At 69.1% G+C, this 21,791-nt stretch carries 26 protein-coding genes; 11 read left to right on the forward strand and 15 right to left on the reverse strand.

The features are described 5' to 3' along the window. Positions 1-20: 20 nt before the first annotated feature. Together rplS and BM140_RS19110 are read right to left on the reverse strand one after the other, a co-directional pair. Positions 21-425: a 50S ribosomal protein L19 gene (rplS, locus tag BM140_RS19105; protein ID WP_091950037.1), complete on the reverse strand. Its 405-nt coding sequence runs from the start codon at positions 423-425 to the stop codon at positions 21-23. Between the two features lie 80 nt (positions 426-505). Beyond that, a complete protein-coding gene (locus tag BM140_RS19110) occupies positions 506-1,042 on the reverse strand; it encodes a hypothetical protein (RefSeq protein WP_091950040.1) in 537 nt (178 codons plus the stop codon). Between the two features lie 187 nt (positions 1,043-1,229). Here BM140_RS19110 and BM140_RS19115 point away from each other — a divergent pair, with 187 nt between their 5' ends. The 4 genes from BM140_RS19115 to BM140_RS19130 all read left to right on the forward strand — a co-directional run bounded on the left by BM140_RS19115 (position 1,230) and on the right by BM140_RS19130 (position 4,068). Further along, positions 1,230-1,799 carry a NifU family protein gene (locus tag BM140_RS19115; RefSeq protein WP_091950042.1) on the forward strand — a complete coding sequence of 190 codons (570 nt, stop codon included), beginning with the start codon at positions 1,230-1,232 and terminating at the stop codon, positions 1,797-1,799. A gap of 181 nt (positions 1,800-1,980) precedes the next feature. Beyond that, positions 1,981-2,661, forward strand: coding sequence for a tRNA (adenosine(37)-N6)-threonylcarbamoyltransferase complex dimerization subunit type 1 TsaB (gene tsaB, locus BM140_RS19120; protein ID WP_091950044.1), 681 nt, complete (start codon positions 1,981-1,983; stop codon positions 2,659-2,661). Further along, positions 2,658-3,179, forward strand: coding sequence for a GNAT family N-acetyltransferase (locus BM140_RS19125; protein ID WP_091950046.1), 522 nt, complete (start codon positions 2,658-2,660; stop codon positions 3,177-3,179). Before tsaB ends, BM140_RS19125 begins: the two co-directional genes overlap by 4 nt. A 19-nt stretch (positions 3,180-3,198) precedes the next feature. Continuing rightward, positions 3,199-4,068 carry a lysophospholipid acyltransferase family protein gene (locus tag BM140_RS19130; RefSeq protein WP_091950048.1) on the forward strand — a complete coding sequence of 290 codons (870 nt, stop codon included), beginning with the start codon at positions 3,199-3,201 and terminating at the stop codon, positions 4,066-4,068. Between the two features lie 18 nt (positions 4,069-4,086). Here BM140_RS19130 and BM140_RS19135 read toward each other — a convergent pair whose 3' ends face one another. Then, complete coding sequence (locus BM140_RS19135) at positions 4,087-4,527, reverse strand: MEKHLA domain-containing protein (RefSeq protein ID WP_091950051.1); 441 nt, start codon at positions 4,525-4,527, stop codon at positions 4,087-4,089. 105 nt (positions 4,528-4,632) lie between these two features. Here BM140_RS19135 and BM140_RS19140 point away from each other — a divergent pair, with 105 nt between their 5' ends. The 3 genes from BM140_RS19140 (at position 4,633) to BM140_RS19150 (ending at position 7,786) form a co-directional block, all read left to right on the forward strand. Then, positions 4,633-5,202: a PH domain-containing protein gene (locus BM140_RS19140; protein ID WP_091950053.1), complete on the forward strand. Its 570-nt coding sequence runs from the start codon at positions 4,633-4,635 to the stop codon at positions 5,200-5,202. A gap of 100 nt (positions 5,203-5,302) precedes the next feature. Further along, positions 5,303-6,643, forward strand: a complete 1,341-nt coding sequence (gene miaB / locus BM140_RS19145) for a tRNA (N6-isopentenyl adenosine(37)-C2)-methylthiotransferase MiaB (RefSeq protein ID WP_091950055.1) — start codon at positions 5,303-5,305, stop codon at positions 6,641-6,643. Positions 6,644-6,679: 36 nt separating this feature from the next. Continuing rightward, on the forward strand, positions 6,680-7,786 hold the full coding sequence (locus tag BM140_RS19150) for a PhoH family protein (protein WP_091950058.1): 1,107 nt from the start codon (positions 6,680-6,682) through the stop codon (positions 7,784-7,786). A gap of 62 nt (positions 7,787-7,848) precedes the next feature. Here BM140_RS19150 and BM140_RS19155 read toward each other — a convergent pair whose 3' ends face one another. The 4 genes from BM140_RS19155 to BM140_RS19170 form a co-directional block, all read right to left on the reverse strand. After that, positions 7,849-8,196, reverse strand: a complete 348-nt coding sequence (locus BM140_RS19155) for a hypothetical protein (RefSeq protein WP_091950060.1) — start codon at positions 8,194-8,196, stop codon at positions 7,849-7,851. A 107-nt stretch (positions 8,197-8,303) separates the two neighbouring features. After that, positions 8,304-8,519, reverse strand: a complete 216-nt coding sequence (locus tag BM140_RS19160; protein ID WP_091950062.1) for a hypothetical protein — start codon at positions 8,517-8,519, stop codon at positions 8,304-8,306. A 239-nt stretch (positions 8,520-8,758) separates the two neighbouring features. Continuing rightward, positions 8,759-9,979: an LL-diaminopimelate aminotransferase gene (locus BM140_RS19165; RefSeq protein WP_091950064.1), complete on the reverse strand. Its 1,221-nt coding sequence runs from the start codon at positions 9,977-9,979 to the stop codon at positions 8,759-8,761. Between the two features lie 252 nt (positions 9,980-10,231). Next, complete coding sequence (locus BM140_RS19170) at positions 10,232-10,579, reverse strand: hypothetical protein (RefSeq protein WP_091950066.1); 348 nt, start codon at positions 10,577-10,579, stop codon at positions 10,232-10,234. Positions 10,580-10,706: 127 nt separating this feature from the next. On the opposite strand from BM140_RS19170, the gene BM140_RS19175 reads away from it, so the two are divergent. Further along, a complete protein-coding gene (locus BM140_RS19175) occupies positions 10,707-12,500 on the forward strand; it encodes a PHA/PHB synthase family protein (protein ID WP_091950068.1) in 1,794 nt (597 codons plus the stop codon). Positions 12,501-12,668: 168 nt separating this feature from the next. Then, complete coding sequence (locus tag BM140_RS19180; RefSeq protein WP_091950139.1) at positions 12,669-13,403, forward strand: RNA methyltransferase; 735 nt, start codon at positions 12,669-12,671, stop codon at positions 13,401-13,403. Positions 13,404-13,406: 3 nt separating this feature from the next. On the opposite strand, the gene BM140_RS19185 is transcribed toward BM140_RS19180, so the two are convergent. The 3 genes from BM140_RS19185 to BM140_RS25955 all read right to left on the reverse strand — a co-directional run bounded on the left by BM140_RS19185 (position 13,407) and on the right by BM140_RS25955 (position 15,036). Beyond that, positions 13,407-13,754, reverse strand: coding sequence for a hypothetical protein (locus tag BM140_RS19185; protein ID WP_091950070.1), 348 nt, complete (start codon positions 13,752-13,754; stop codon positions 13,407-13,409). Position 13,755: 1 nt separating this feature from the next. Beyond that, complete coding sequence (locus BM140_RS19190) at positions 13,756-14,775, reverse strand: zinc-dependent alcohol dehydrogenase family protein (RefSeq protein WP_091950072.1); 1,020 nt, start codon at positions 14,773-14,775, stop codon at positions 13,756-13,758. A gap of 96 nt (positions 14,776-14,871) precedes the next feature. Beyond that, positions 14,872-15,036 carry a hypothetical protein gene (locus BM140_RS25955; protein ID WP_165616500.1) on the reverse strand — a complete coding sequence of 55 codons (165 nt, stop codon included), beginning with the start codon at positions 15,034-15,036 and terminating at the stop codon, positions 14,872-14,874. 341 nt (positions 15,037-15,377) lie between these two features. Between BM140_RS25955 and BM140_RS19195 the strand changes: the two genes are divergently transcribed. Then, entirely contained in the window at positions 15,378-16,247 is an 870-nt protein-coding gene (locus BM140_RS19195; RefSeq protein WP_244535511.1) for a hypothetical protein, read from the forward strand. 24 nt (positions 16,248-16,271) lie between these two features. On the opposite strand, the gene BM140_RS19200 is transcribed toward BM140_RS19195, so the two are convergent. From BM140_RS19200 to BM140_RS19220, 5 genes are all read right to left on the reverse strand, one after another. Continuing rightward, positions 16,272-16,811 (reverse strand): L,D-transpeptidase family protein, encoded by a 540-nt coding sequence (locus BM140_RS19200; RefSeq protein ID WP_091950074.1) that lies wholly within the window; start codon positions 16,809-16,811, stop codon positions 16,272-16,274. 3 nt (positions 16,812-16,814) lie between these two features. Beyond that, positions 16,815-18,110: an O-acetylhomoserine aminocarboxypropyltransferase/cysteine synthase family protein gene (locus BM140_RS19205; protein ID WP_091950076.1), complete on the reverse strand. Its 1,296-nt coding sequence runs from the start codon at positions 18,108-18,110 to the stop codon at positions 16,815-16,817. A 92-nt stretch (positions 18,111-18,202) separates the two neighbouring features. Further along, positions 18,203-18,589: a response regulator gene (locus BM140_RS19210; RefSeq protein ID WP_091950078.1), complete on the reverse strand. Its 387-nt coding sequence runs from the start codon at positions 18,587-18,589 to the stop codon at positions 18,203-18,205. 115 nt (positions 18,590-18,704) lie between these two features. Beyond that, positions 18,705-20,108: a heterodisulfide reductase-related iron-sulfur binding cluster gene (locus tag BM140_RS19215; RefSeq protein ID WP_091950079.1), complete on the reverse strand. Its 1,404-nt coding sequence runs from the start codon at positions 20,106-20,108 to the stop codon at positions 18,705-18,707. A gap of 172 nt (positions 20,109-20,280) precedes the next feature. Beyond that, the gene (locus tag BM140_RS19220; RefSeq protein WP_091950081.1) at positions 20,281-20,634 is read right to left on the reverse strand and encodes a DUF6460 domain-containing protein; all 354 of its coding nucleotides are present in this window, start codon (positions 20,632-20,634) and stop codon (positions 20,281-20,283) included. 183 nt (positions 20,635-20,817) lie between these two features. Here BM140_RS19220 and BM140_RS19225 point away from each other — a divergent pair, with 183 nt between their 5' ends. Further along, positions 20,818-21,768 (forward strand): alpha/beta hydrolase, encoded by a 951-nt coding sequence (locus BM140_RS19225; RefSeq protein ID WP_091950083.1) that lies wholly within the window; start codon positions 20,818-20,820, stop codon positions 21,766-21,768. Positions 21,769-21,791 lie beyond the last annotated feature (23 nt).

Consider the following 21,791-nt stretch of genomic DNA (forward strand, 5'->3'; position numbering starts at 1 on the left):
GGAGCCGTATTCCGATCGAATCACTCGGCGGCGGCAGGCGCCTTCTTCTCGGCCTTGCCGGCCTTGTCGGCGCGGTCGTTGCGCTCGACGATACGGGCGGACTTACCGCGGCGGTCGCGCAGGTAGTAAAGCTTGGCGCGACGGACCTTGCCGCGACGGACCACCTTGATCGAATCGATCATCGGGGAGTGCACGGGGAACACGCGCTCCACGCCCTCGCCGTAGGAGATCTTGCGGACGGTGAAGTTCTCGTTGAGGCCGCCGCCGGCGCGGGCGATGCAGACACCCTCATAGGCCTGGACGCGGGTGCGCTCGCCTTCCTTCACGCGGACGTTCACGATCACGGTGTCGCCCGGCTCGAAATCCGGGATGGTCTTGTTGAGACGGGCGATCTCTTCCCGCTCGAGCTGCTCGATGACGTTCATGGTAAACTCCGGCCGTTGCGCCCCACCGGTCAAGGCCGGGCGTCAGGATTTCGGCATCCTGTTGTGAGTTGGGCCGCCGTCTAACCGATGTCGGCCGTGTTGTCGATGGCCTCCTCCGGCGCCGCGCGCAGCCAGCGCTGCATGTGCGGGAAGGGCAAGGCGCCGCGGGCCTCCGCCGTCGCCCCGTCGTAGGTCAGCCCCATCCATTGCAGCAGGGGCAGGCCGGGGGCGGTGCCGGCGCCGAACAGCTCGGCGAACCACGTCGAGGCACCGCGATAGCCGCCCGCGTGAAACACCACCTCGGGGTCGAGCCGCAGATGCGTCAGCGCCGCCCAGGACCACGCGATGGCGGCGATCTCGTCGCCCATGTTCTGGCTGATGTCGAGGCTGCGCCGCGCCCGCACCGCCGGGGTCATCACCGCGATGTGGCCGGCCTCGTGCAGGAGGTCGCCCGGATAGGTCATGCGCGATTCGTCCACGAGCAGGCGCCTGCACTCGATGCGGATGCCCGGAACGAAGCAGCGCCCCGGCAGGTCGGCGGGCTCGACCGGGATGCCGATGCCGCACAGGAAGGCGGCGATGCGCGCGGTCTGCGGATCGGCAAAGGCGGTATCCATGGCGAATCGCGTCAGAGGAGCAGGAAGCCCATCCTGCAACCGCGATCGCCCGCGATCAACGCGGGGAGCGCGGTTGAGAATCCATGCGCCCCGGTCCACATGGAAAGCGGCAGCGGACACTCCCAAAAAGCCCGCTGCCGTTCCCGGCCGGCCTTGAACCGGCGCCAGCGGACACGAGGATTTTTCCATGTTCATCCAGACCGAAGCCACGCCGAACCCCGCTACCCTGAAGTTCCTGCCCGGCCGCGTCGTGCTGCCCGAGGGCACCTTCGAGGCCCGCGACGCCGCCGGCGCCGAGCGCTCGCCGCTCGCCTCCGCCCTGTTCGCGGTGCCCGGCGTCTCCGGCGTCTATTTCGGGCACGACTTCATCTCGGTGACGAAGACCGAGGGCGTGAACGAGTGGCCGCAGGTGAAGCCCGCCGTGCTCGGCGCGATCATGGACCACTTCCAGTCCGGCCGCCCGGTGCTGGAAGCCGGCGCGGTGCTGGAGGAGGACGACACGGCGGACGAGTTCTACGACGAGGCCGACCACGACACCGTCGTCACCATCAAGGACCTGCTGGAGACCCGCGTGCGCCCGGCGGTGGCGGGCGATGGCGGCGACATCACCTTCCGGGGGTTTCGCGACGGCATCGTCTATCTGGAGATGAAGGGCGCCTGCTCGGGCTGCCCGTCCTCCACCGCGACCCTGCGGCAGGGCGTCCAGAACCTGTTTCGCCACTTCCTCCCCTCGGTCCGCGAGGTTCAGGCGGTCTGATCCGGCTGGCGCATCGGCAACACCCCCGCGGCTTCCTGGGGAGGCCGCGGCCGGACGCGCTGACGAGGCCGGGCTTTTCGGCTTAGAGTGAGCCGAACGGGACGCCGGCCGGCGTTCCGGTCAGGTTTCATGGAAAAACCGGCGGAGGGTCCCAAAAGCCCCCGTCGGCGGGTGTGACGGTTTGCGGATCCTTGCCATCGATACGGCGCTCGACGCCTGCGCCGCCTGCATCGCCACCGATGCGAGCGACGACCTGCTGGCCGAGGAATCGATGCCGCTCGATCGCGGCCATGCCGAGGCGCTGCTGCCGCTGATCGAGCGGGTGATGGCGCGGATCGACGGCGGCTTCGCCAGCCTGTCGCGGGTGGCCGTCACGGTCGGGCCGGGCAGCTATACCGGTCTGCGGGTCGGGCTGTCGGCGGCACGCGCCGTCGGGCTCGCCGCGGGCATCCCGGTCGTCGGCGTCACGACGCTCTCCGCCCTGTTGGCGCCGCAACTGGCCCTCGACGGCGAGGCACTGATCGCCGCCGCCATCGATGCGCGCCACGGCGCCGTCTATCTCCAGGCCATGAGCGTGGCCGAGGGCGTGGTGATCCCGCCGCAGCACGTGTCGCTGGCCGATGCCGTGGCCCTCCTCGGGCGCCGCCGCACGCTGATGACCGGCACGGGTGCCGCGGTGCTCGCCGCCGCCGCCACGGAAGCCGGCCTGTCCGTCGAGGTCGCCGCCACCGGCGCGCCGCAGATCGCCTGGGTCGCCTCCCTCGGCCTCGTGGCCGACCCGGCGCAGGCCCTGCCGCGCCCCCTCTACCTTCGCGGGCCGGATGCCCGGCCGCAGGATCACGCCAGGATCGCGCGGGCATGAACCGGCCCCTCTCCCCGTTCTGGGCTCTCGACTGGTGGTCGGCGTGGTGGGACGCCTGGGGCTCGACGCCCTACGTCGCCCCTTTGCGCGACGCCGGCCAGGCGCCGGCCCTGGAGGCGCTCCACGCCACCGCCTTCGCCCGCCCCTGGGCCGCCCACGAATTCGAGCGGATGCTGTGCGAGCGCTCGACCGAGGCCCATGCCCTGCGCCGTGGCGGCTCGGTGATCGGCTTCGTGCTCTCCCGCAAGGCGGCGGACGAGGCCGAGATCCTTACCATCGTGCTCGCCCCTTCCGTCCGCGGCGGCGGCCACAGCCACCGGCTCCTGCGCGAGCACATGAATGCGCTGGCCTTTTCCGGCATCCGCACGGTCCATCTCGAGGTGGACGAGGGCAACGCTCCGGCGCTCAAGCTCTACACCCGGGCCGGCTTCGTGAAGATCGGCGAGCGCAAGGGCTATTATCCCCTGCCCAACGGCAGCCGGGCGACCGCACTGACCATGAGCGCGGCGCTCGCGTGATCGGCCCGATCTCCGCCCGATGACCCGGCTCGGCATCGGCCTGCGGCTGGCGCTCCAGGCGCTGGCCTTCGTGCTCCTCATTGCCCCCCAATGGTTCAGCCTGCGCTTCGGGCGCGGACGGCTCGCCGCGCGCCTCCCGGTCTGGTTCCACCGGCTGTTTCTGCGCCTGTTCTCGGTGCGGGTGACGCAGAGCGGCACGCCGCCGCCGCCGGGGGAACCGGCTCTGGTGTTGTCCAACCACGTGTCCTGGCTCGACATCGTCGCGCTCGGCTCGCTGCGCCCGCTCTCCTTCGTGGCGAAGTCCGAGATCGAGGGCTGGCCGGTGATCGGCACGCTGGCCAGACTCCAGCGGACGGTGTTCATCGAGCGCGCGAAGCGGGCGGCCACGGCCTCCGTCAACGCCACCGTCGGCGAGCGGCTCGCCAACGGCGACCTGATCGTGCTGTTCGCCGAGGGCACCACGGGAGACGGGCTGCACCTGCTGCCGTTCCGCTCCTCGCTCGTCGGGGCCGCCCGCGCGGCGCTCGCCGCCGAGACCGGGGGGCTCGCCCGCATCCGGCTGCAGCCGCTGGCGTTGAGCTATGTCCGCCGCAACGGCCTGCCGGTGACGCGGGCCGAGCGTCCCGAGATCGCGTGGTACGGCGACATGGAACTGGCGCCCCATCTCGGTCTGTTTGCGACCCGCGGGCCCATCGACGTCCACGTCGCCTGGGGTCCGCCGATCGCCTTCGACGCCGCCACGGACCGCAAGCAGGCCACCGCCCAGGCCGAGGCGGCGGTGCGGCGGGCGTTGCGCGAGACGCGGGGCGGGATGGGTCCGGTGCGGCCCGCGACGGCGCCGGCGCACGAGGGGGCGGACGTGTCGGCGCCGGGGATCGCGGCGGTGTAGCGGTTTGCCGGTGCGGCCTCAGCCCGCCACCGGAAACGTCGCCGCCTGTCCGTGGGTCACGCCCGCCTCGTCCACGAGTTGCCACACGATGCCGTCGGTGATCGGGAAGCGCCGGCCCGATTTGGCGATGCGGATGCCGCTGTAATCCGCCACGAACCCGTCGCGGGCGACGGCGTCGAGCAGGCGCTGGCGCTCGGCCCGCTCCGGCGCCTCCGCCGAGAACCGCGAGGGTAGGCCGACGATCTCGTCCCAGTCGTAGCCGAAGGCGGCCTGCGCCGCCCGGTTGGCGTAGACGAACAGCGGGTCGGCGGACGTGTCGTGGGCCAACACCGCGAAGGGCGCCTCCGCGTAGAGCCAATCCGGCCCGAGCCCCGGCTCGGCGACGAGCGGGCGGCCGACGAGGCGCCGGAAGCTGCCGGTCAGCAGGTTGAAGAAGTGAAAATCGCTTCGCCGATTCATGAGGACTTTACCCTCCCACCTCGAAAGCCCGCCAACACTGCGCGCTGCAATTGACACGATCTGAAGCGCCTGCGATCACAGCGTGTATCAGGTCGGAATATTTCAATGACAGAGAAGCCCCTGGCGATTTATCGCCCGGTTTTCGTCCTGTGGGTTGCTCTGTTGCACCAGCTACCCTGGCAATTGTTCTTCACCTTTGCCGTCGGCGTTCCGCTCATCGACATTTTCGCAAAACCAGTTCGGTCTTTGCTCGGCAAGCCAACGACACTGTGGGACGTTTTTCTGCCATATATCATCATGTTCTGCCTGATTTTTATCCTGTATCCGATCGTCGTCTGCATAGCGCGGGCGATGAACTATCGGACGACGGTCTACCGCGTCTATGCTGATCGCCTCGAGATCGAGGAAGGCTTTCTCACCATTCATGCCAAGCGGCTGATGTTCCGCGACGTGCGCGAGGTGTCGCTGCGGCGCGGCGTGCTTCAGCGCGGCGCCGGCCTGGGCTCCGTCTATCTCGCCACGCAGGCCACGGGGAACAGTCCGTCGTGGAATCCCTACGCCCAGTTCGGCATGGGCAGCACCTTCGGCAGCGGCGCGCTGATCCGGGACATCCCGGAGGCGGGCGAAGCCTACGAGCGCCTGCGCGGCCTCATGGACGCGGCCCGCCGCGATTGACGCCGCGACGGCTTCCGAGAAATATGTTAGGCGCACCGGAACATTCGAACCGATGAGTGGCAGTCCTGCGGCTCCGTGCCGGCTGCCTCGGGATGCGATCTTGAAGAAAGCCTACGTCAAGTCCTACGGCTGTCAGATGAACGCCTACGACGCCGGCCGGATGGCCGACGTGCTGGCGGCCGAGGGGTACAGCGCCACCGAGGCGGTGGAGGAGGCCGACATCGTCGTCCTCAACACCTGCCACATCCGCGAGAAGGCCGCCGAGAAGGTTTATTCCGAGCTTGGGCGGCTGCGCGTGCTGAAAGGCGAGCGGGCGGAAGCCGGCCGGGAGACGAAGATCGTCGTGGCGGGCTGCGTCGCGCAGGCCGAGGGACGCGAGATCCTTTCGCGCGCGCCGGCCGTGGACGTGGTGGTGGGCCCGCAGAGCTACCATCGACTGCCCGACCTGCTGCGCCGCTCCCGCGAGGGCCGCGTCGTCGACACCGAATTCCCGCTGGAGGACAAGTTCGACCACCTTCCGGCGCGGCGCAATCGCGGCGTCACCGGCTTCCTCACGGTGCAGGAGGGCTGCGACAAGTTCTGCGCCTTCTGCGTGGTGCCCTATACCCGCGGCGCCGAGGTGTCGCGTTCGGTCGCGGCGGTGGTCGAGGAGGCGCGCCGCCTCGTCGCCGACGGAGTGCGCGAGATCACGCTGATCGGCCAGAACGTCAACGCCTATCACGGCGACGGCGCCGACGGCGCGCCCGCGACCCTGGGCATCCTGATGGACGCGCTGGCGCAGGTGCCGGGCCTCTTGCGCCTGCGCTACACCACCAGCCACCCCAACGACTTCGCCGACGATCTCATCGCCGCCCACGCCCACAACCCGCTGGTGATGCCCTACCTGCATCTGCCGGTGCAGTCGGGTTCCGACCGCATCCTGCACGCGATGAACCGGCGCCATACCGGCGACGCCTATCGCCGGCTGATCGCGCGCATCCGCGACGCGCGCCCCGACATCGCCCTGTCCTCGGACTTCATCGTCGGCTTCCCCGGCGAGACCGACGCCGACTTTGCCGAGACCATGCGGCTCGTGTCCGACATCGGCTTCGCCGCCGCCTTCTCGTTCAAGTACAGCCCCCGCGCCGGCACGCCCGCGGCCGAGCGCGAGGACGCGGTGCCGGAGAGCGTGAAGACCGAGCGGCTGGCGGAACTGCAAAAGCTCCTCGACGCCCAGCGCCACGCCTTCAACGAGGCCGCGGTCGGGACCGTCGCCGAGATTCTGGTCGAGAAGGTCGGACGTCATCCGGGGCAGGTCGCGGGCAAGACGCCGCATCTCCAGGCGGTACAGTTCGACGCACCCGCCTCCACCATCGGGACATTGGTGCCCGTGCGGATCGTGCGTTCGGGCTCGAACAGCCTGTTCGGGGAGAGGTTGCCCGATGCGGCCGCCGCCGCATGACCTATATAGGAATGCACCGAGGCAGGAATCTTCTTTGTGCCGATTGACGTTGCGTCCGCCCGCGGCCCCGCCGGCCGCGGCAAAAGCTCCTCCGCCGGGCGCCCCGGCCTCGCCGAGACCGTCGAGGTCTCGCTGACCTTCGACGACAACCGCCTCGCCAGCCTGGTCTTCGGCCAGTACGACCAGAACGTCGCGCATATCGAGCGGCGGCTCGGCATCACCGGCACGGCGCTCGGTAACCACCTCGTGCTCAAAGGAGCGCCCGACGCGGCGGAAAAGGCCCGGCGGGTGTTCGAGCGGCTCTATGTCCGCGTCCAGAAGGGCGGTACGACCCTGACCGTCGGCGACGTGGACGGGGTGATCCAGGAGGTCACCGTTCAGGGCAACCTGTTCCCGTCCGCCGAGATCGCCGCCGATCCGGGCCGCGAGCATTTCGAGCAGATCGCCACCCGCAAGCGCGGCGCCGTGCGCGCCCGCAACGCGGCGCAGAGCGAGTACATCAAGCTCTTACGCGCGAACGAGCTGGTCTTCGCCGAAGGTCCCGCCGGCACCGGCAAGACTTGGCTCGCGGTGGGCCACGCCGTCTCGCTGCTGGAGCAGGGCCATGCCGAGCGGCTGATCCTGTCGCGCCCGGCGGTCGAGGCCGGTGAGCGCCTCGGCTTCCTGCCGGGCGACATGCGCGAGAAGGTCGATCCGTATCTGCGGCCGATCTACGACGCGCTCTACGACTTCATGGAGGCCCGCCACGTCGATCGCGGCCTGCAGACCGGCATCATCGAGATCGCCCCGCTGGCCTTCATGCGCGGGCGTACCCTGACCAACGCCGTCGTGCTGCTCGACGAGGCGCAGAACACCACCTCGATGCAGATGAAGATGTTCCTGACGCGATTGGGCGAGAACTCGCGCATGATCATCACCGGCGATCCGAGCCAGATCGATCTGCCGCCGGGCCAGAAATCGGGGCTCGTGGAGGCGGTCAACGTGCTCGACGGCGTCGAGGGCATCGGCCGGGTGCGCTTCCGCGACGTGGACGTGGTCCGCCACGATCTCGTGCGCCGCATCGTGACGGCCTACGAGAAGGCCGCCCATGGCGAGGGCGAGCACGACCGAAACCCGAACCCGCGGCGTCGGCCGCTGGCGTAGGGTCCTCGTCGGGTCTCGCCCCGCGACGATCGCGCAAGGCGAGACCGGCGTACCCCGAGAGATCAGCGCAGCGGCGGCGAGCGGTAGGCCGGGGCCAGCATGTAGGTCTCGGAGTTCCGGCGCGGGCCCTGCGGCGTCAGAACTTTCATGTCGTTGTAGTAGTCGTTGCCGGTGACGCCGAAGCTGCCGCCGTTCATCACGGTCGGGACCGGCACGGCGCCGATGGCGCGCAGATCACGACCGTCCGTGCTCATCGGCGGGCCGGCGAAGCGGCTGGTGTCGGGATCGGGCTGGAGCACCTGCGGTCCGGTCCGCTCGCCGTAGCGGAGGTCGCCCACGCCCTGGGCGAGGGCGGTGTCGGCGATCGTCAAACCGAGCAGGGCGGCGAGGACGAGGCGGGTATGGGCCACGGGTGGCTCCTTCACGAAGGGCGTCTGTTTCGGCTCCCCGCCGTGGCGGGAGGGCGCTGTCTGTCGGCTTCGATCAAGTCTGAGATGTGACAAGGAAGGCTTTACGTTCAGCCCTTCGACTGGAGCACCGTGCGGCGCTCGCGCAGGCGCGGCTCGCAGCCGGTCTGGTAGGCGTTCAGGACGAGAGGCTTCGTCGTGCAGTCATAGGCCTCATCGGGCGAGGGCGCGGGCACGGGGTCGCGGGCCACGATCGGGTGCGGGGCGCAGGCGCCGGTTGCGGCGCCGGCGAGCGCCAGGGCGGCGAAGAGCTTCAGGCGGCGCATGCGAATCCTCGGGGCACAGACCGGCCGCCGGATCGGAACCCTGCGGCGGAACGGGAGAAGACCCTGCGGACGGCGAGGCCCACTGACAAGCTTCCCCGGAGGCTCGCGCGGGGAGCGGGGCGCGATTGCGGGGGGCTGTCGCCCCGCCGCAACATTTTCGGCCGACCGCCCGCATCACAACGGCATGACGGCGGACGCGGCCTCCGGCTTAACGCGGGGGCCGCGCAACCCAGAAGGAATCAAACCGCCTTCTGCATCGGCACGACGTTGTGCAGCGTGCGGTCTGAGTTGTCGAAGAACCGGCGGACGTTGCGCGCCGCCTGCCGGATCCGCTGCTCGTTCTCGACGAGCGCGATGCGGACGTAATCGTCGCCGTGCTCGCCGAAGCCGATGCCCGGCGCCACCGCCACGTCGGACTTCTCCAGCAGGAGCTTGGAGAATTCCAGGCTGCCGAGCGGCCGGTACTTCTCGGGAATCGGCACCCAGGCGAACATGGAGGCCTGCGGCACCGGCAGCTTCCAGCCGGCCTTGCCGAACGATTCGATCAGCGCGTCGCGGCGCTTCTTGTAGGTGGCCCGCATCTCCTGGATGCAATCGTCCGGTCCGTTCAGCGCGGCGGTGGCCGCCACCTGGATCGGCGTGAAGGCGCCGTAATCGAGGTAGGACTTCACCCGCGTCAGCGCCGCAAGCAGGCGCTCGTTGCCGACCGCGAAACCCATGCGCCAGCCGGCCATGGAGAAGGTCTTCGAGAGCGAAGTGAATTCCACCGTCACGTCGATGGCGCCCGGCACCTGCAGCACGGAGGGCGGCGGGTCGTTGTCGTCGAAATAGACCTCGGCGTAGGCGAGATCCGACAGCAGGATCAGCTCGTGCTTCTTCGCGAACGCGACGAGGTCGCGGTAGAAATCGAGGCCCGCGACATAGGCCGTCGGGTTCGAGGGATAGCAGACCACGAGCGCGACCGGCTTCGGGATCGAATGCGCCACGGCCTTCTCCAGGGCCGGGAACATCGCCGGGGTCGGCTCGGCCGGAACGGAGCGGATCACGCCGCCCGCCATCAGGAAGCCGAAGGCGTGGATCGGGTAGCTCGGGTTGGGCACGAGCACCACGTCGCCCGGCGCGGTGATCGCCTGGGCCATGTTGGCGAAGCCTTCCTTGGAGCCGAGCGTCGCCACGACCTGCGTGTCGGGGTTCAGGCTCACGCCGAAGCGGCGCTGGTAGTAATTGGCCTGGGCCCGGCGCAGGCCGGCGATGCCCTTGGAGGCCGAGTAGCGGTCGGTGCGCGGCTTGCCCGCGGTCTCGACCAGCTTCTCGATGACGTGGCGCGGCGCGTCGAGATCCGGGTTGCCCATGCCGAGATCGATGATGTCGGCGCCCTGGGCTCGGGCGGCGGCCTTGATCCGGTTCACCTGCTCGAAGACGTAAGGCGGAAGGCGCTTGATGCGGTGGAAATCGGTCATGGCGGGTTCTGTCCGGTGTCGCGGAACGCTTCCCCCCGCGTGGCGTCGGCGGCAGGGAATCGGAGTGTTTACCATCGGCGCGCTCACGCGCCGATGGGTTTTTTAGTTGGCCTCAGTCGCCGGCGCCCGCATCCGCGGGCTTAGGCTTCTCGCTCCGCTAGACGCCTCGGCGTGGCCGAGGCCGCTGCGCGGGGCGCTCTGCGCGCCCGGCCATACGGTGCTACCGCACCCTCGACCTTGATTGTGTCCCGGTCACTGCGGCGGCGCGAGCCCCTGCGCGGTGGCCTTGGCCGCGCTCTCGGCGGCCCGGCCCTTGGCCTCGTTGCGGCTGCGGGCGTTCTCGAGTTCGGATTGGAGCGCTTTCATCCCCTCGGCGCTGCGGGTGCGGGTGGGTCGCGGCGCCGATTCGCCGACCGGCATGTAACCGGCATCCGCCTTGCGCGAGGCGGCGACGAAATCCGGCGCCTGCGTCTCCTTCGGACCGTAGCCCGCGCCGACGAAGGCCGCCTTCATCGGGTTGACGTCACTCGAGCAGCCGGCCGCGAGCGCCAGAACCGGCACGGCCAGGGCGACGGCGCGGAAAGTGGGGCTCACGAGCATGACAACGGTCTGGAAATGGGATGTGCGGACGGCGACATCTCCTGCCTGGAGCGTTAAATTGTCGGAAACGAGGCTCGTCGCGTCCCTCCGGACGGAAAGGTGAGCCGAGACGGGAGGATGGACTCGCGTGGCCACGGAGCGGACCAGCCCGGCAGCACCGGATTTCGAGACGATCGCCCGAAACGCCAACCAATTGGCCGAGAGCTTCCGGCAGACGGCGCTCCAGCCGTTCGAGAAGATGGGGCAGGGCGGCGCGGTGCAGGGCGCCGACGAGATCGACGAGATGACCCGCACCCTCACCAAGGTTGCGGAGACATGGCTCTCCGATCCCGAGAAGGCCGTGCGGGCCCAGACTCGGCTGACCGAATCCTTCGCCGCCCTGTGGGCCTCCACCGCCGCGCGGATGCAGGGACAGCAGCCGCAGCCCGTCGCGGCGCCTGACGCGAAGGACAAGCGCTTCGCCCACGAGGATTGGACCAAGAATCCGCTCTTCGACATCATCAAGCAGAGCTATTTCATCTTCAGCCGCTGGGCCGAGGAGCTGGTCGAGAAGGCCGAGGGGCTCGACGAGCACACCCGCCACAAGGCGGAGTTCTACCTGCGCCAGCTTCTCTCGGCCTATTCGCCCTCGAACTTCGTGATGACCAACCCCGAACTCCTGCGCCAGACGCTGGAGGAAGGCGGGGCGAATCTCGTGCGCGGCATGAAGATGCTGCAGGAGGACATCCAGGCCGGCGGCGGCCAGCTCCGCGTGCGCCAGACCGATCTCAACGCCTTCACCTTCGGCGAGGACGTGGCGGTCACGCCGGGCGAGGTTGTGTTCCGCAACGAGCTGATGGAGCTGATCCAGTACGCGCCCAAGACCGAGACCGTGCTGAAGCGCCCGCTCCTGATCGTGCCGCCCTGGATCAACAAGTTCTACATTCTCGATCTCAACCCGCAGAAGAGCCTCATCGGCTGGATGGTCAGCCAGGGCATCACCGTGTTCGTAATCTCCTGGGTCAACCCGGACGAGCGCCACCGCGACAAGGATTTCGAGTCCTACATGCGCGAGGGCATCGAGACGGCGATCGACATGATCGGCGTCGCCACCGGGGAGAGCGAAGTCTCGGCCGCGGGCTACTGCGTCGGCGGCACGCTTCTGGCCGTCACGCTGGCCTATCAGGCCGCCACCGGCAACCGCCGCATCAAGAATGCGACCTTCCTCACCACGCAGGTCGACTTCACCCACGCGGGCGATCTCAAGGTGTTCGCCGACGAGGAGCAGATCAAGGTCATCGAGGGGCGGATGGCCGAGCGCGGCTATCTCGAGGGCGCCCGCATGGCCAACGCCTTCAACATGCTGCGACCGAACGATCTGATCTGGTCTTACGTCGTCAACAACTACGTTAAGGGCAAGGCACCCCAGGCGTTCGACCTACTGTACTGGAACGCCGACGCCACCCGGATGCCGGCGGCCAACCATTCCTTCTATCTTCGCAACTGCTACCTCAACAACACCCTGGCCAAGGGTCAGATGGTGCTCGGCAACGTGCGCCTCGATCTGAAGAAGGTGAAGGCGCCGATCTTCAACCTCGCCACCCGCGAGGACCACATCGCCCCGGCGCTCTCGGTGTTCGAAGGCTCGGGCAAGTTCGGCGGCCGGGTCGATTACGTGCTGGCGGGCTCCGGCCACATCGCCGGCGTCGTCAACCCGCCGGGCAAGAAGCCCAAATACGGCTTCCGCACCGGCGGCCCGGCCAAGGGCAAGTTCGAGGACTGGGTCGCCAATGCCACCGAGCACGAGGGTTCGTGGTGGCCCTACTGGTTCCGATGGCTGGAGGAGCAGGCGCCCGAGCGCGTCCCCGCCCGCATTCCCGGTGAAGGCGCCTTGCCGTCCCTCGGGCCGGCGCCGGGGACCTATGTGCGGATGAAGGCATAGGCCGACCCGCACCCGCTCCGCCGAGAATCCCGAGCGAAAGCGGGCTGCGCTGTCGCTCGCCGCGACGGCGTGTGGCAGAACCGGCGGCGGCGGGCCGGTCGCTGTCTCGTCGCCCTGTGTCCCTGCACGCTGCCGCCCGGCTCGGCGGCGTTTTCCGTCGAGAGTGTCGTGACCGCCCCCATCGTCATCTTGGTCGAACCGCAACTCGCGGAAAACATCGGCATGACCGCCCGGGCCATGGCGAATTTCGGCCTGTCCGAGTTGCGGCTGGTGGCGCCCAAGAACGGCTGGCCGAAGAAGGGCGTGCGGGAGGCGGCCTCCGGCGCGACCCACGTGCTCGATCGGGCGACGGTCTACGCCACGCTGCCCGAGGCGATTGCCGACCTGCACGCCCTGTTCGCCACCACGGCGCGTGAGCGCGGGCAGATGAAGCGCGTTCATGCGCCCGAGCCGGCCATGGCGGAGGTTGCCGAACGGATCGGGCGGGGGGAGCGGATCGGGCTGATGTTCGGGCGCGAACGGGTCGGGCTGACCAACGACGAGGTCTCGCTGGCCGATGCCATCGTGACCTTCCCGGTCACGGAGGAATTCCCGTCGCTCAACCTCGCCCAGGCGGTTCTGCTCATGGGCTATGAATGGCGGCGCGCCGCTGGGCTTGCGACCCTGCGCTTCTCCGGCGAGATGCTCTCGCCCCCTGCCACGCGCGAGGCGCTGCTGTCGCTGTTCACCAGTCTGGAGGCGACGCTGGAGCGGGCCGGGTTCTACCCGCCGGAGAAGCGCGAGATCATCGCCCGCAACATGCGCGACATGCTGCATCGCATGAGCATGACCGAGCAGGATGTGCGGACGTTTCGGGGCGCCCTGCGGGCGCTCGACCGCAAGACAGGCACGGGCGCCGAGTAGCCCCTATCGAGATTGCCCGGGGAGTCCGAACCGGGTCAGGCAGACATGCTTCGACAGGGAGGCCGGCGGGATCGCCACCGCTGGTGTCGTCGCGAACGGCGCCCCAGCCTCGGCGTCCTCGGGGTCCTTGTAGGCGCCCGGCTTGTAGGTGACGTCGCAGGCGTTGAACTTGTTGCAGACTGACAGCTTGGTGCAGACCGTCTGCCCGGCCCGCTCGTAGACGTAATAGGTCGCGCCCGAATAGGGCGGCCGGGCGAAGTTCTCGGTGCGCACCGTGATTGCCTCCGCCGCCGCGGCAACCGGCAGGGCAGCGAGGAACACGCCCAATCCCGAGATCGTAGACGGCCGCATCTCACGCCTCCGCGATGCGGATCACGATCTTGCCGACGTGGTTCGCCTCGGCCAGCGCCGCAAGCGCGGCCGGCGCTTCCTTGAAGGCGAAGCTTCTGTCGATCACCGGCTCGATCCCGTGCAGCGCGATGGCCCGGTTCATGTCCTCGAACATCTCTCGCGAGCCGACCGCGACGCCGCGTACGAGGCAGCTCGCGCCGAGGATCGCCAGCGGATCGATCGCTTCGCCCTCGGCGAGCAGGCCGATCAGCCCGATATGACCGCCGGGCCGCGTCGAGGCGATGGACCGCGGCAGGGTGCCGGTGCCGCCGACCTCCACCACGTGATCGACGCCCACGCCCTCGGTCAGGCGGCGCACCTCGCGCTCCCAGTCGGGATGGGTGCGGTAGTTGATGGTCTCGTGGGCGCCGAGCGCCTTGGCCTTCTCCAACTTGGCGTCGCTGGAGGAGGTGGCGATCACCCGCGCACCCGCGGCCCTTGCGAACTGAATCGCGAAGACCGAGACCCCGCCGGTGCCGAGCGCCAGTACGGTCTCACCCGCCTTGAGCGGCTTGACGCCGTAGAGCGCGTTCCAGGCGGTGACGGCGGCGCAGGGGAGGGTGGCACCCTCCTCGAAGCCGAGATGGTCGGGCAGGCGCACGAGGCCGTCGGCGTCGAACACCTGATACTCGGCCAGCACCCCGTCGATGGCACCGCCCAGCGCCGTGTGCCACATGTCGTCCACCTGCGCGCCGCCGAGCCAGCTCTGCGAGAAGATGCCGGCGACCCGCTCGCCGCCCTTGAAGCGACGCACGCCCTCGCCGACGGCGACCACCTCGCCGGCTCCGTCGGAGACCGGAATCAGGCGGTCGAGGGCGACCGCGAAGGGATAACGGTCCCGGGCGATCAGCAGGTCGCGGTAATTGAGCGAGGCGGCGTGCATCCGCACCAGCACCTGTCCGCGCCCCGGCTCGGGCTTTTCACGCTCGGCGAGGCTCCAGCTGTCGAGCCCTTTGGCGGCGGACATCTCGTATGCGCGCATGAGGCGTCTCCCTCGTCTCGGTGTCGCGAGGCCATATGGGAAGAGGCCGCCCGAAGGCGACCTCTTCCGGAGGAGCCCAGTGGCGCCGAGCCCGGCTTATTCCTTGTCGCCGCGATGCACGCCCTGATCGCGATTTTCCTTCAGGCGACCGTCGTCCGAATGTTGAACGCTGCCCTTATGCGGCTGGCCAGAGTTCTTCGACGTGTCCTGATCAGCATTGCGCGAGCTGTTGCCCTTCGTGTGCTGGTTCGGCTGGGTCATAAGATCATCCTCTGACTTGTCCGACGATCGGTTGTGATCGCTGATCGGAAAACCGGGTTCGGAAGGACCTGTTCCTGGCGAAAATCGACTCAGGCTTTAGCCTCAGATGCGACGTTGCGCCGTCTCGATTCGGAATTTCTCGAACTGGGCCAGAGCGATGACGACACGCTGTCCGGCACCGACCGAGTCGGACGCGGGGAAAGATTTTTCGGCGCGTCATTCCGCCCGATGCCGTGAGGTGAAACGGGGAGCCACCGGATCCGGCGGATCAGCCTTGACTGTATGTTTGCGCTCAATCTATTAGGTATAGCATAACGCATAATGATTGATGCGAGCTCGCCGTGAAACGCCCTCTCCACCGGTTCGCACCGATGCTCGCGGTTTGCATGATGGTCGCCGCGCCGGCCTCGGCCTCCGATCACGGCGTCGATACCGAACACCTGTTCGGCTTCACCGAGGGCTCCGACATCGGCGCACCGCCGGAGAAGGAACTGGAATCCGAGACCACAGCTCGCTTGGGCAAGCGCGGGGGCGCCTTTCGCGCTGTCGATTCCGCCCTGGTGCTGAAGGTGCCGCTGAGCGACCGCTTCCGCCTCGCGCCGGGACTGGCGTTCGCGGGCTACGCCATGCGCGGCGTGCCGGGCCTCGACGACCGCGAGGTCGCGGCACTGGCCGGCGGCTTCATCGAGACGCGGGCGCGGATTTTCACCCGCGACGAGGCGCCGTTCGGGTTGACCCTCAACACCGTCATCGGCGGCAGCCGCCTGGACCCGGCGACGGGACTTGCCGCCAGCGGTCTCTCGGTCGAGGCCGGTCTGCTGATGGATCGCGAGATCGTACCCGGAGAGGTCGTGGCGGGCCTCAACGTCGTCTACGCGCTGGGCCGTTCACGGCTCGCCGGGATCGCGGGCGATCAGCAGGCCTCGAACGTCGAAATCTCGGGCGCGGTGGCGAAGCGCTTCGGGCCGGGCCTCTTCCTGGGCTTGGAGGCCCGATATCTACGCGCCTATTCCGGCCTCGGTCTGGACCGCTTCGCCGGTCAGGCCGTCTATCTTGGGCCCACCTTGTACAAGACGCTGACGGAGGAGACCTGGATCTCCTTCACCTGGGGCACGCAGCTCGCGGGCAGCGAGGCGGGCGCGGGCGAGGACCGTGACCTGACGAATTTCGACCGGCATCAGGTGCGGCTCAGGATCGGCACGCATTTCTGAGAGGCGGGTTCGCGCCCTGCCGGATCACGGCCTGATCTCGATCGGCGTGCCGACATCGACGCGCGCATAGATTTCGCGCATCTCGGCGTTGGTGACGCCGACGCAGCCTTGCGTCCAGTCCATCATCCGGTGCAGCCGGCCGGCCCAGGAGAACCCGTTCATCAGGCCGTGGATCATGATGTCGCCGCCCGGCGCCTCGCCGCGCGTCTGCGCCGCCGCACTGTCGGCAGGGGAGGGGTAGGAGACCTTGAGCGAGAGGTGGGCGACGCTCCGCGGATTACGATACGCGATGGCGTAGCTGCCCTCCGGCGTGCGCCCGTCGCCCTCGCGGGTCTTGTGGCCCGTCGGCGTGAAGCCGAGCGAGACCGGATAGGTCGCGAGCACGGTCTCGCCCCGCAGCAGCGTCAGGCGGCGGGCTGCCTTCTCGACCAGAATGCGGTCGGCCCGCTCCGGCTCGGGCACCAGCGGCGGCTCGGTGCGGCCGATCTGGAGGAAGTCCGCGGCCACGACGCCGCCCGCGCCGAGCCCGATGAGGGCGAGCCCGGCGAGGAGGCGTCGGCGCATGGCTCAGGCGACCTTGGCCAGCGCCTGCTCGATGTCGGCGATCAGGTCCTCGGGATCTTCGAGGCCGATCGACAGGCGCACCGTCTCGGGGCCGACGCATGCCGCCGCGCGCTCCTCGGGTCGGAGCTGCCGGTGGGTGGTGGTGGCCGGGTGGATGGCGAGCGTCTTGATCTCGCCGATGTTGACGAGGTGCGAGACGAGTTCGAGGCCTGCGATGAACTTCAGCGCCGCCGGCTCGCCGCCTTTCAGCGCGAAGGTGAAGATCGAGCCCGGTCCCTGCGGGCAATAGCGGTTGGCCAGAGCCTCGCCGGACTGGCCGGGCAGCGCCGGGTAGCTCACCCATTCCACCGCCGGATGGTCCTTGAGGAAGGCGGCGATTTGCTTCGCGTTGGCGCAGTGGCGCGCCATGCGCAGCGGCAGGGTCTCGATGCCGGTGAGCGTCAGGAACGCGTTCATCGGCGACAGACCGGGGCCGAGGTCGCGCAGGCCGAACAGGCGGCAGGCCACCGCGAAGGAGATCTCGGGGAAGCGCTGGCTGACGATCAGGCCGTCATAGTCGGGCCAGGGATCGTTGATGAGGTTGTAGCGCGAACCCTTGGACGCCCAATCGAAGGTGCCGGCATCGCAGATCATGCCGCCGATCACCTGACCGGAGCCGCCCAGGAACTTCGAGGTCGAGTGGACGACGATGTCGGCGCCGTACTCGATCGGGCGGATGAGGGCCGGCGAGGCGAGCGTGTTGTCGATTACGAGCGGCAGGCCGTGCTTCTTGGCGACCTTCGCGATCCCCTCGATGTCCATCACCGTGGCGCAGGGGTTGACGATCGACTCGCAGATGATCGCCTTGGTGTCGGGCGTGATCGCGGCCTCGAACGCTTCCGGCGTCAGGTCGGCGGCGAAGTGGGGCGTCAGGTCGTAACGGCCCTCCAACCGGCGCATCAGGCCGAGCGAGCCGCCGAACAGGCGCGGCGAGGCGACGTAGGCGTCGCCCGATTGCATCAGCGTCATCATGACGAGGAGCACGGCCGACTGGCCGGACGAGACCGCGACGGCCGCCTTGGCACCCTCCAGCGCGGCGACCCGGCGCTCCAGCGCGGCGACCGTGGGGTTCGAGCCGCGCGAGTAGGAGAAGCCGGTCTTGCGCATGGCGAAGATGTCGGCGGCCTGCTCGGTCGAGTCGAACACGAAGCCGTTGGTGAAGTAGATCGGCTGCGCCCGCGCGCCCGTGGCGGGATCGGGGGCGGCCCCGGCATGGACCGCCTGCGTGGCGAGACGGTAGGTTTTGGGCTCCGAACTCATGGATCGACCTGACAATCGCGGTTTGGCCGGTCTTCTGCCGCGAAACGCGGTTCGGTGAAACCCCGCTCAGTCGATGCCGGCCCTCCGAAAACTCACGCCGCGCGCTTGAGACAGGCCTTGAGCGTACGCACCAGCATGGTCGGCGCGTAGGGCTTGGGAATGAAGCGGGCACCCTCCGGCATGTCGCCGGGGCCGGGCGTGCCCATGCCGGAAACGATCAGCACCGGGATTTCGGGCCAGCGGTGCGCGACGACGCGGGCCAGGGCGAAGCCGTCCATCGAACCCATCGGCATGTCGACATCGGTCATCAGGATCTCGACGTCGGGCCGGTCCTTGAGAACGGCCAGCGCCTTGTCGGCGTGGGGCGCCTCCAGCACGTCGAAGCCGGCCTCGGCGAGCGTGTCCGAGGCCTCCATCAGCAACAGGCCATCGTCTTCGACGAGGAGGACGACAGGCGGTGCTGAAGATTCTTCGGTCATCAGGAACGCAAACGATCTCGGGCCGGGGGAGGTTGCGGCCTAATTCGCACCTGCAGCGAGGTCAAGGAAACCCCGGCCGCCATCCCTGAGCGAAAGCGCCGCGCCGAGCGTCGTCTCAGGCGTGTGCCGGCACCGGCTTGGGCGCCGAAACCGGACGCATCCGGTCGAGCGCTTCGGGCCGAGGGCCGCCGGTCGCCCAATCGAGCAGTTCCACGGTGTGGACGATCGGGATGTCCGTGCCCTTCCCGATCTGGGTGGCGCAACCGATATTGCCGGTGGCGATCAGGTCGGGCTGCATCCGTTCGATGTTGGCGACCTTGCGCTCGCGCAGGCGTCCGGCGATCTCCGGCTGCAGGATGTTGTAGGTGCCGGCCGAGCCGCAACAGATATGGCCCTCCGGCACGTCCTTCACGGTGAAGCCCGCCTTCTTGAGAAGTGTTTTCGGCTCGGTGCGGATTTGTTGGCCGTGCTGCATCGAGCAAGCGGAGTGGTAGGCCACGACGAGGTCGGTGTCCTCCACCGGCGGCAGGAGGCCGATCTCGGCCATGTATTCGGTCACGTCCCTGGCGATGCCGGACACCCGCTTGGCCTTCTCGGCATAGGCCGGATCGTCGCGGAACATGAAGCCGTAATCCTTGATCGTCGTGCCGCAGCCCGAGGCCGTCACGATGATCGCGTCGAGGCCGCCGCCATCCATCTCGGCGATCCAGGCGTCGATGGTGCGCTTGGCGTGGGCGTGGGAGGACTCCTCCTTGCCCATGTGGTGGGTCAGCGCCCCGCAGCAGCCCTCGCCCTTGGGCTGCACCACCTCGACGCCGTGGCGGTTCAAGAGGCGGATCGCCGCCTCGTTGAAGTCCGGCCGCAGCACGCTCTGCGCACAGCCGCGCAGCAGCGCGACCCGGCCGCGGGGCTTGACGGGGCCGGCATCGCGGCCGGTCTGGAACAGGTCGCTCACTTCCTGCGCCGAGGTGTCGGCGGGAAACACGCCCGGCCGGTCGAAGCGGTTGCGGTTCGGCAACTCGGCCGGCGCGAGGTCGAGCATGGCCGCGAGCCGGTTGCCCACACGGGGCACCCTCGCCATCAGCGGGCGCAGCGGCGCGCCGATCTTGGCGCCGAGAAGGGCGAGGCGGAAGCGGTTCGGATAGGGCAGCACGAAGGCCAGCACCGAACGCAGCAACCGGTCGCTGAGCGGTCGCTTGTAGGTCTTTTCGATGTGGGTGCGGGCGTGATCGACGAGGTGCATGTAATGCACCCCCGACGGGCAGGTCGTCATGCAGGACAGGCAGGAGAGGCAGCGATCGACGTGCTTGACCACCTCGCGGGTCGCCGCCTTTCCGCCTTCCAGCATGTCCTTGATGAGGTAGATGCGGCCCCGCGGTGAATCGAGTTCGTCGCCGAGCAGCAGGTAGGTCGGGCAGGTCGCGGTGCAGAAGCCGCAATGCACGCAGGTGCGCAGGATCTTCTCCGAGGCCGCCATGGCGGGATCGGCGAGCTGCTCGGGGGAGAAGCTGGTCTGCACGGCGCGTCCTCGGACTGATTTTTCTTTGAGGCTGGCGGCTAGTTAGGGCGTCGTTCTTAGAACCGTACCAGATCGCCGCGCAATCGGTTCCGCGTCGCAGGCGCGGCCACACCCGCCACCGTCATTCCGGGGCGCCGCAGGCGAACCCGGAATGCGGCGTGTCGTTGGAGCCTCAGCGCTCGCGCGACGACGAGAGAAGCCGGGCGACGAACCAGATCGGCACCACCACCGCAGCACCGGCCAGCACCCAGCGGCCGAAATCGTGGAAGGTGTCGAAGCCGAGATCGATCAGCTGCCGGGACAGGTCGTAGAGCTGCCAGAACAGCAGGCCGGGGGTGAGCCCGAGCATCGCCATCACGGCGCCGACCAGCACCGACAGGAACAGCAGCTTGATCGCCACCGCGGCGGGCGAGCCGCCGAGGAAGCGGTGGAGGGCCGAGCGATGGCGCGGGGCACCGTAGCGCGGATCGACGTAGCCGCCCTGTCCCGGGGGCAAGCCGCGCCGCGTGTCGTGATCGCCGATCATGCCGTTCCGGTCCCTCAATCCCCACCCGCCGGTCCGTGAGAGCGTTGCTCCGCCGCCACAGCCGTGTGAAACCGCGCGCCCCGATCCGTCGTTGGATGCTTTCGCGGCCTCTGCCAGATGGCACCGGGGCGCGTTCCGCTCAAGATGGCGGGCTGCTGGCACGCCCGAACCCGAGAAAGGCCCATGATCGACCACGCCCTGTTCGACCCGGCGACGATCGATCCGGAGACCAAGGCCCTCAACGCCGAGATCGTGGCCGCCCATGCCGCGCAGCCCGACCCGTGGTCGCTGCCGATCGCGGAGGTGCGCGCCCGCCGCCGCGAGGGCACCAAGGCCTCGCCGGCCATGCCGCGCAGCGCCCGCGCCGAGACGCTCACCATCGACGGCCCCGGCGGTCCGCTGGCGCTGCGCGTCATCCGGCCGAAGGGGAAGGCGCGGGGCGCCTATCTCCATATCCACCGCGGCGGCTGGGTGTGGGGCGCGGCCGACGAGCAGGATCCGTGGCTGGAGCGCATCGCCGACGCCTGCGGCTTCGTCTGCCTCTCGGTCGAGTACCGGCTGGCGCCCGAGCATCCCTATCCGGCCGCCCTCGAAGATTGCGAAGCCGCCGCCCTCTGGCTCGCCGGCCCGGGCCGGGCCGAGCTCGGCGTCACCGCTCTCACCATCGGCGGCGAATCGGTCGGCGCGCATCTCGCCGTCATGGTGTTGCTGCGCCTGCGCGACCGGCACAACCTCACCCGCGCCTTCCGCGGCGCCAACCTCAATGCCGGCTTCTACGATCTCGGCCTGACCCCGAGCGTGCGGCTCTGGGGGAGCGAGCGCCTCGTCATCAACGGCACCGATCTGGAGCGCTTCGCCGACGGCTATGTCCGCGACGGCATCGACCGGCGCCGGCCCGACGTGTCGCCGCTCTATGCCGATCTCAAGGGTCTGCCGCCCGCGCTCTTCACCGTGGGCACGGCGGACCCGCTCCTCGACGACACGCTCTACATGTCGGCCCGCTGGGCGGCGGCCGGCAACGGTGGCCACACGGCGGTCTATGCCGGCGGCTGCCACGTCTTCGTGCGCTATCCGGGGCAGATTACCGAGCGCGCCCTGGAGCTGATCGACCGGTTCCTGATGGCGCTGGCGTGAGGCGGGTGGCGGGCCGGGCCCGG

This window comes from Methylorubrum salsuginis (assembly GCF_900114375.1).
Lineage (GTDB): Bacteria > Pseudomonadota > Alphaproteobacteria > Rhizobiales > Beijerinckiaceae > Methylobacterium > Methylobacterium salsuginis.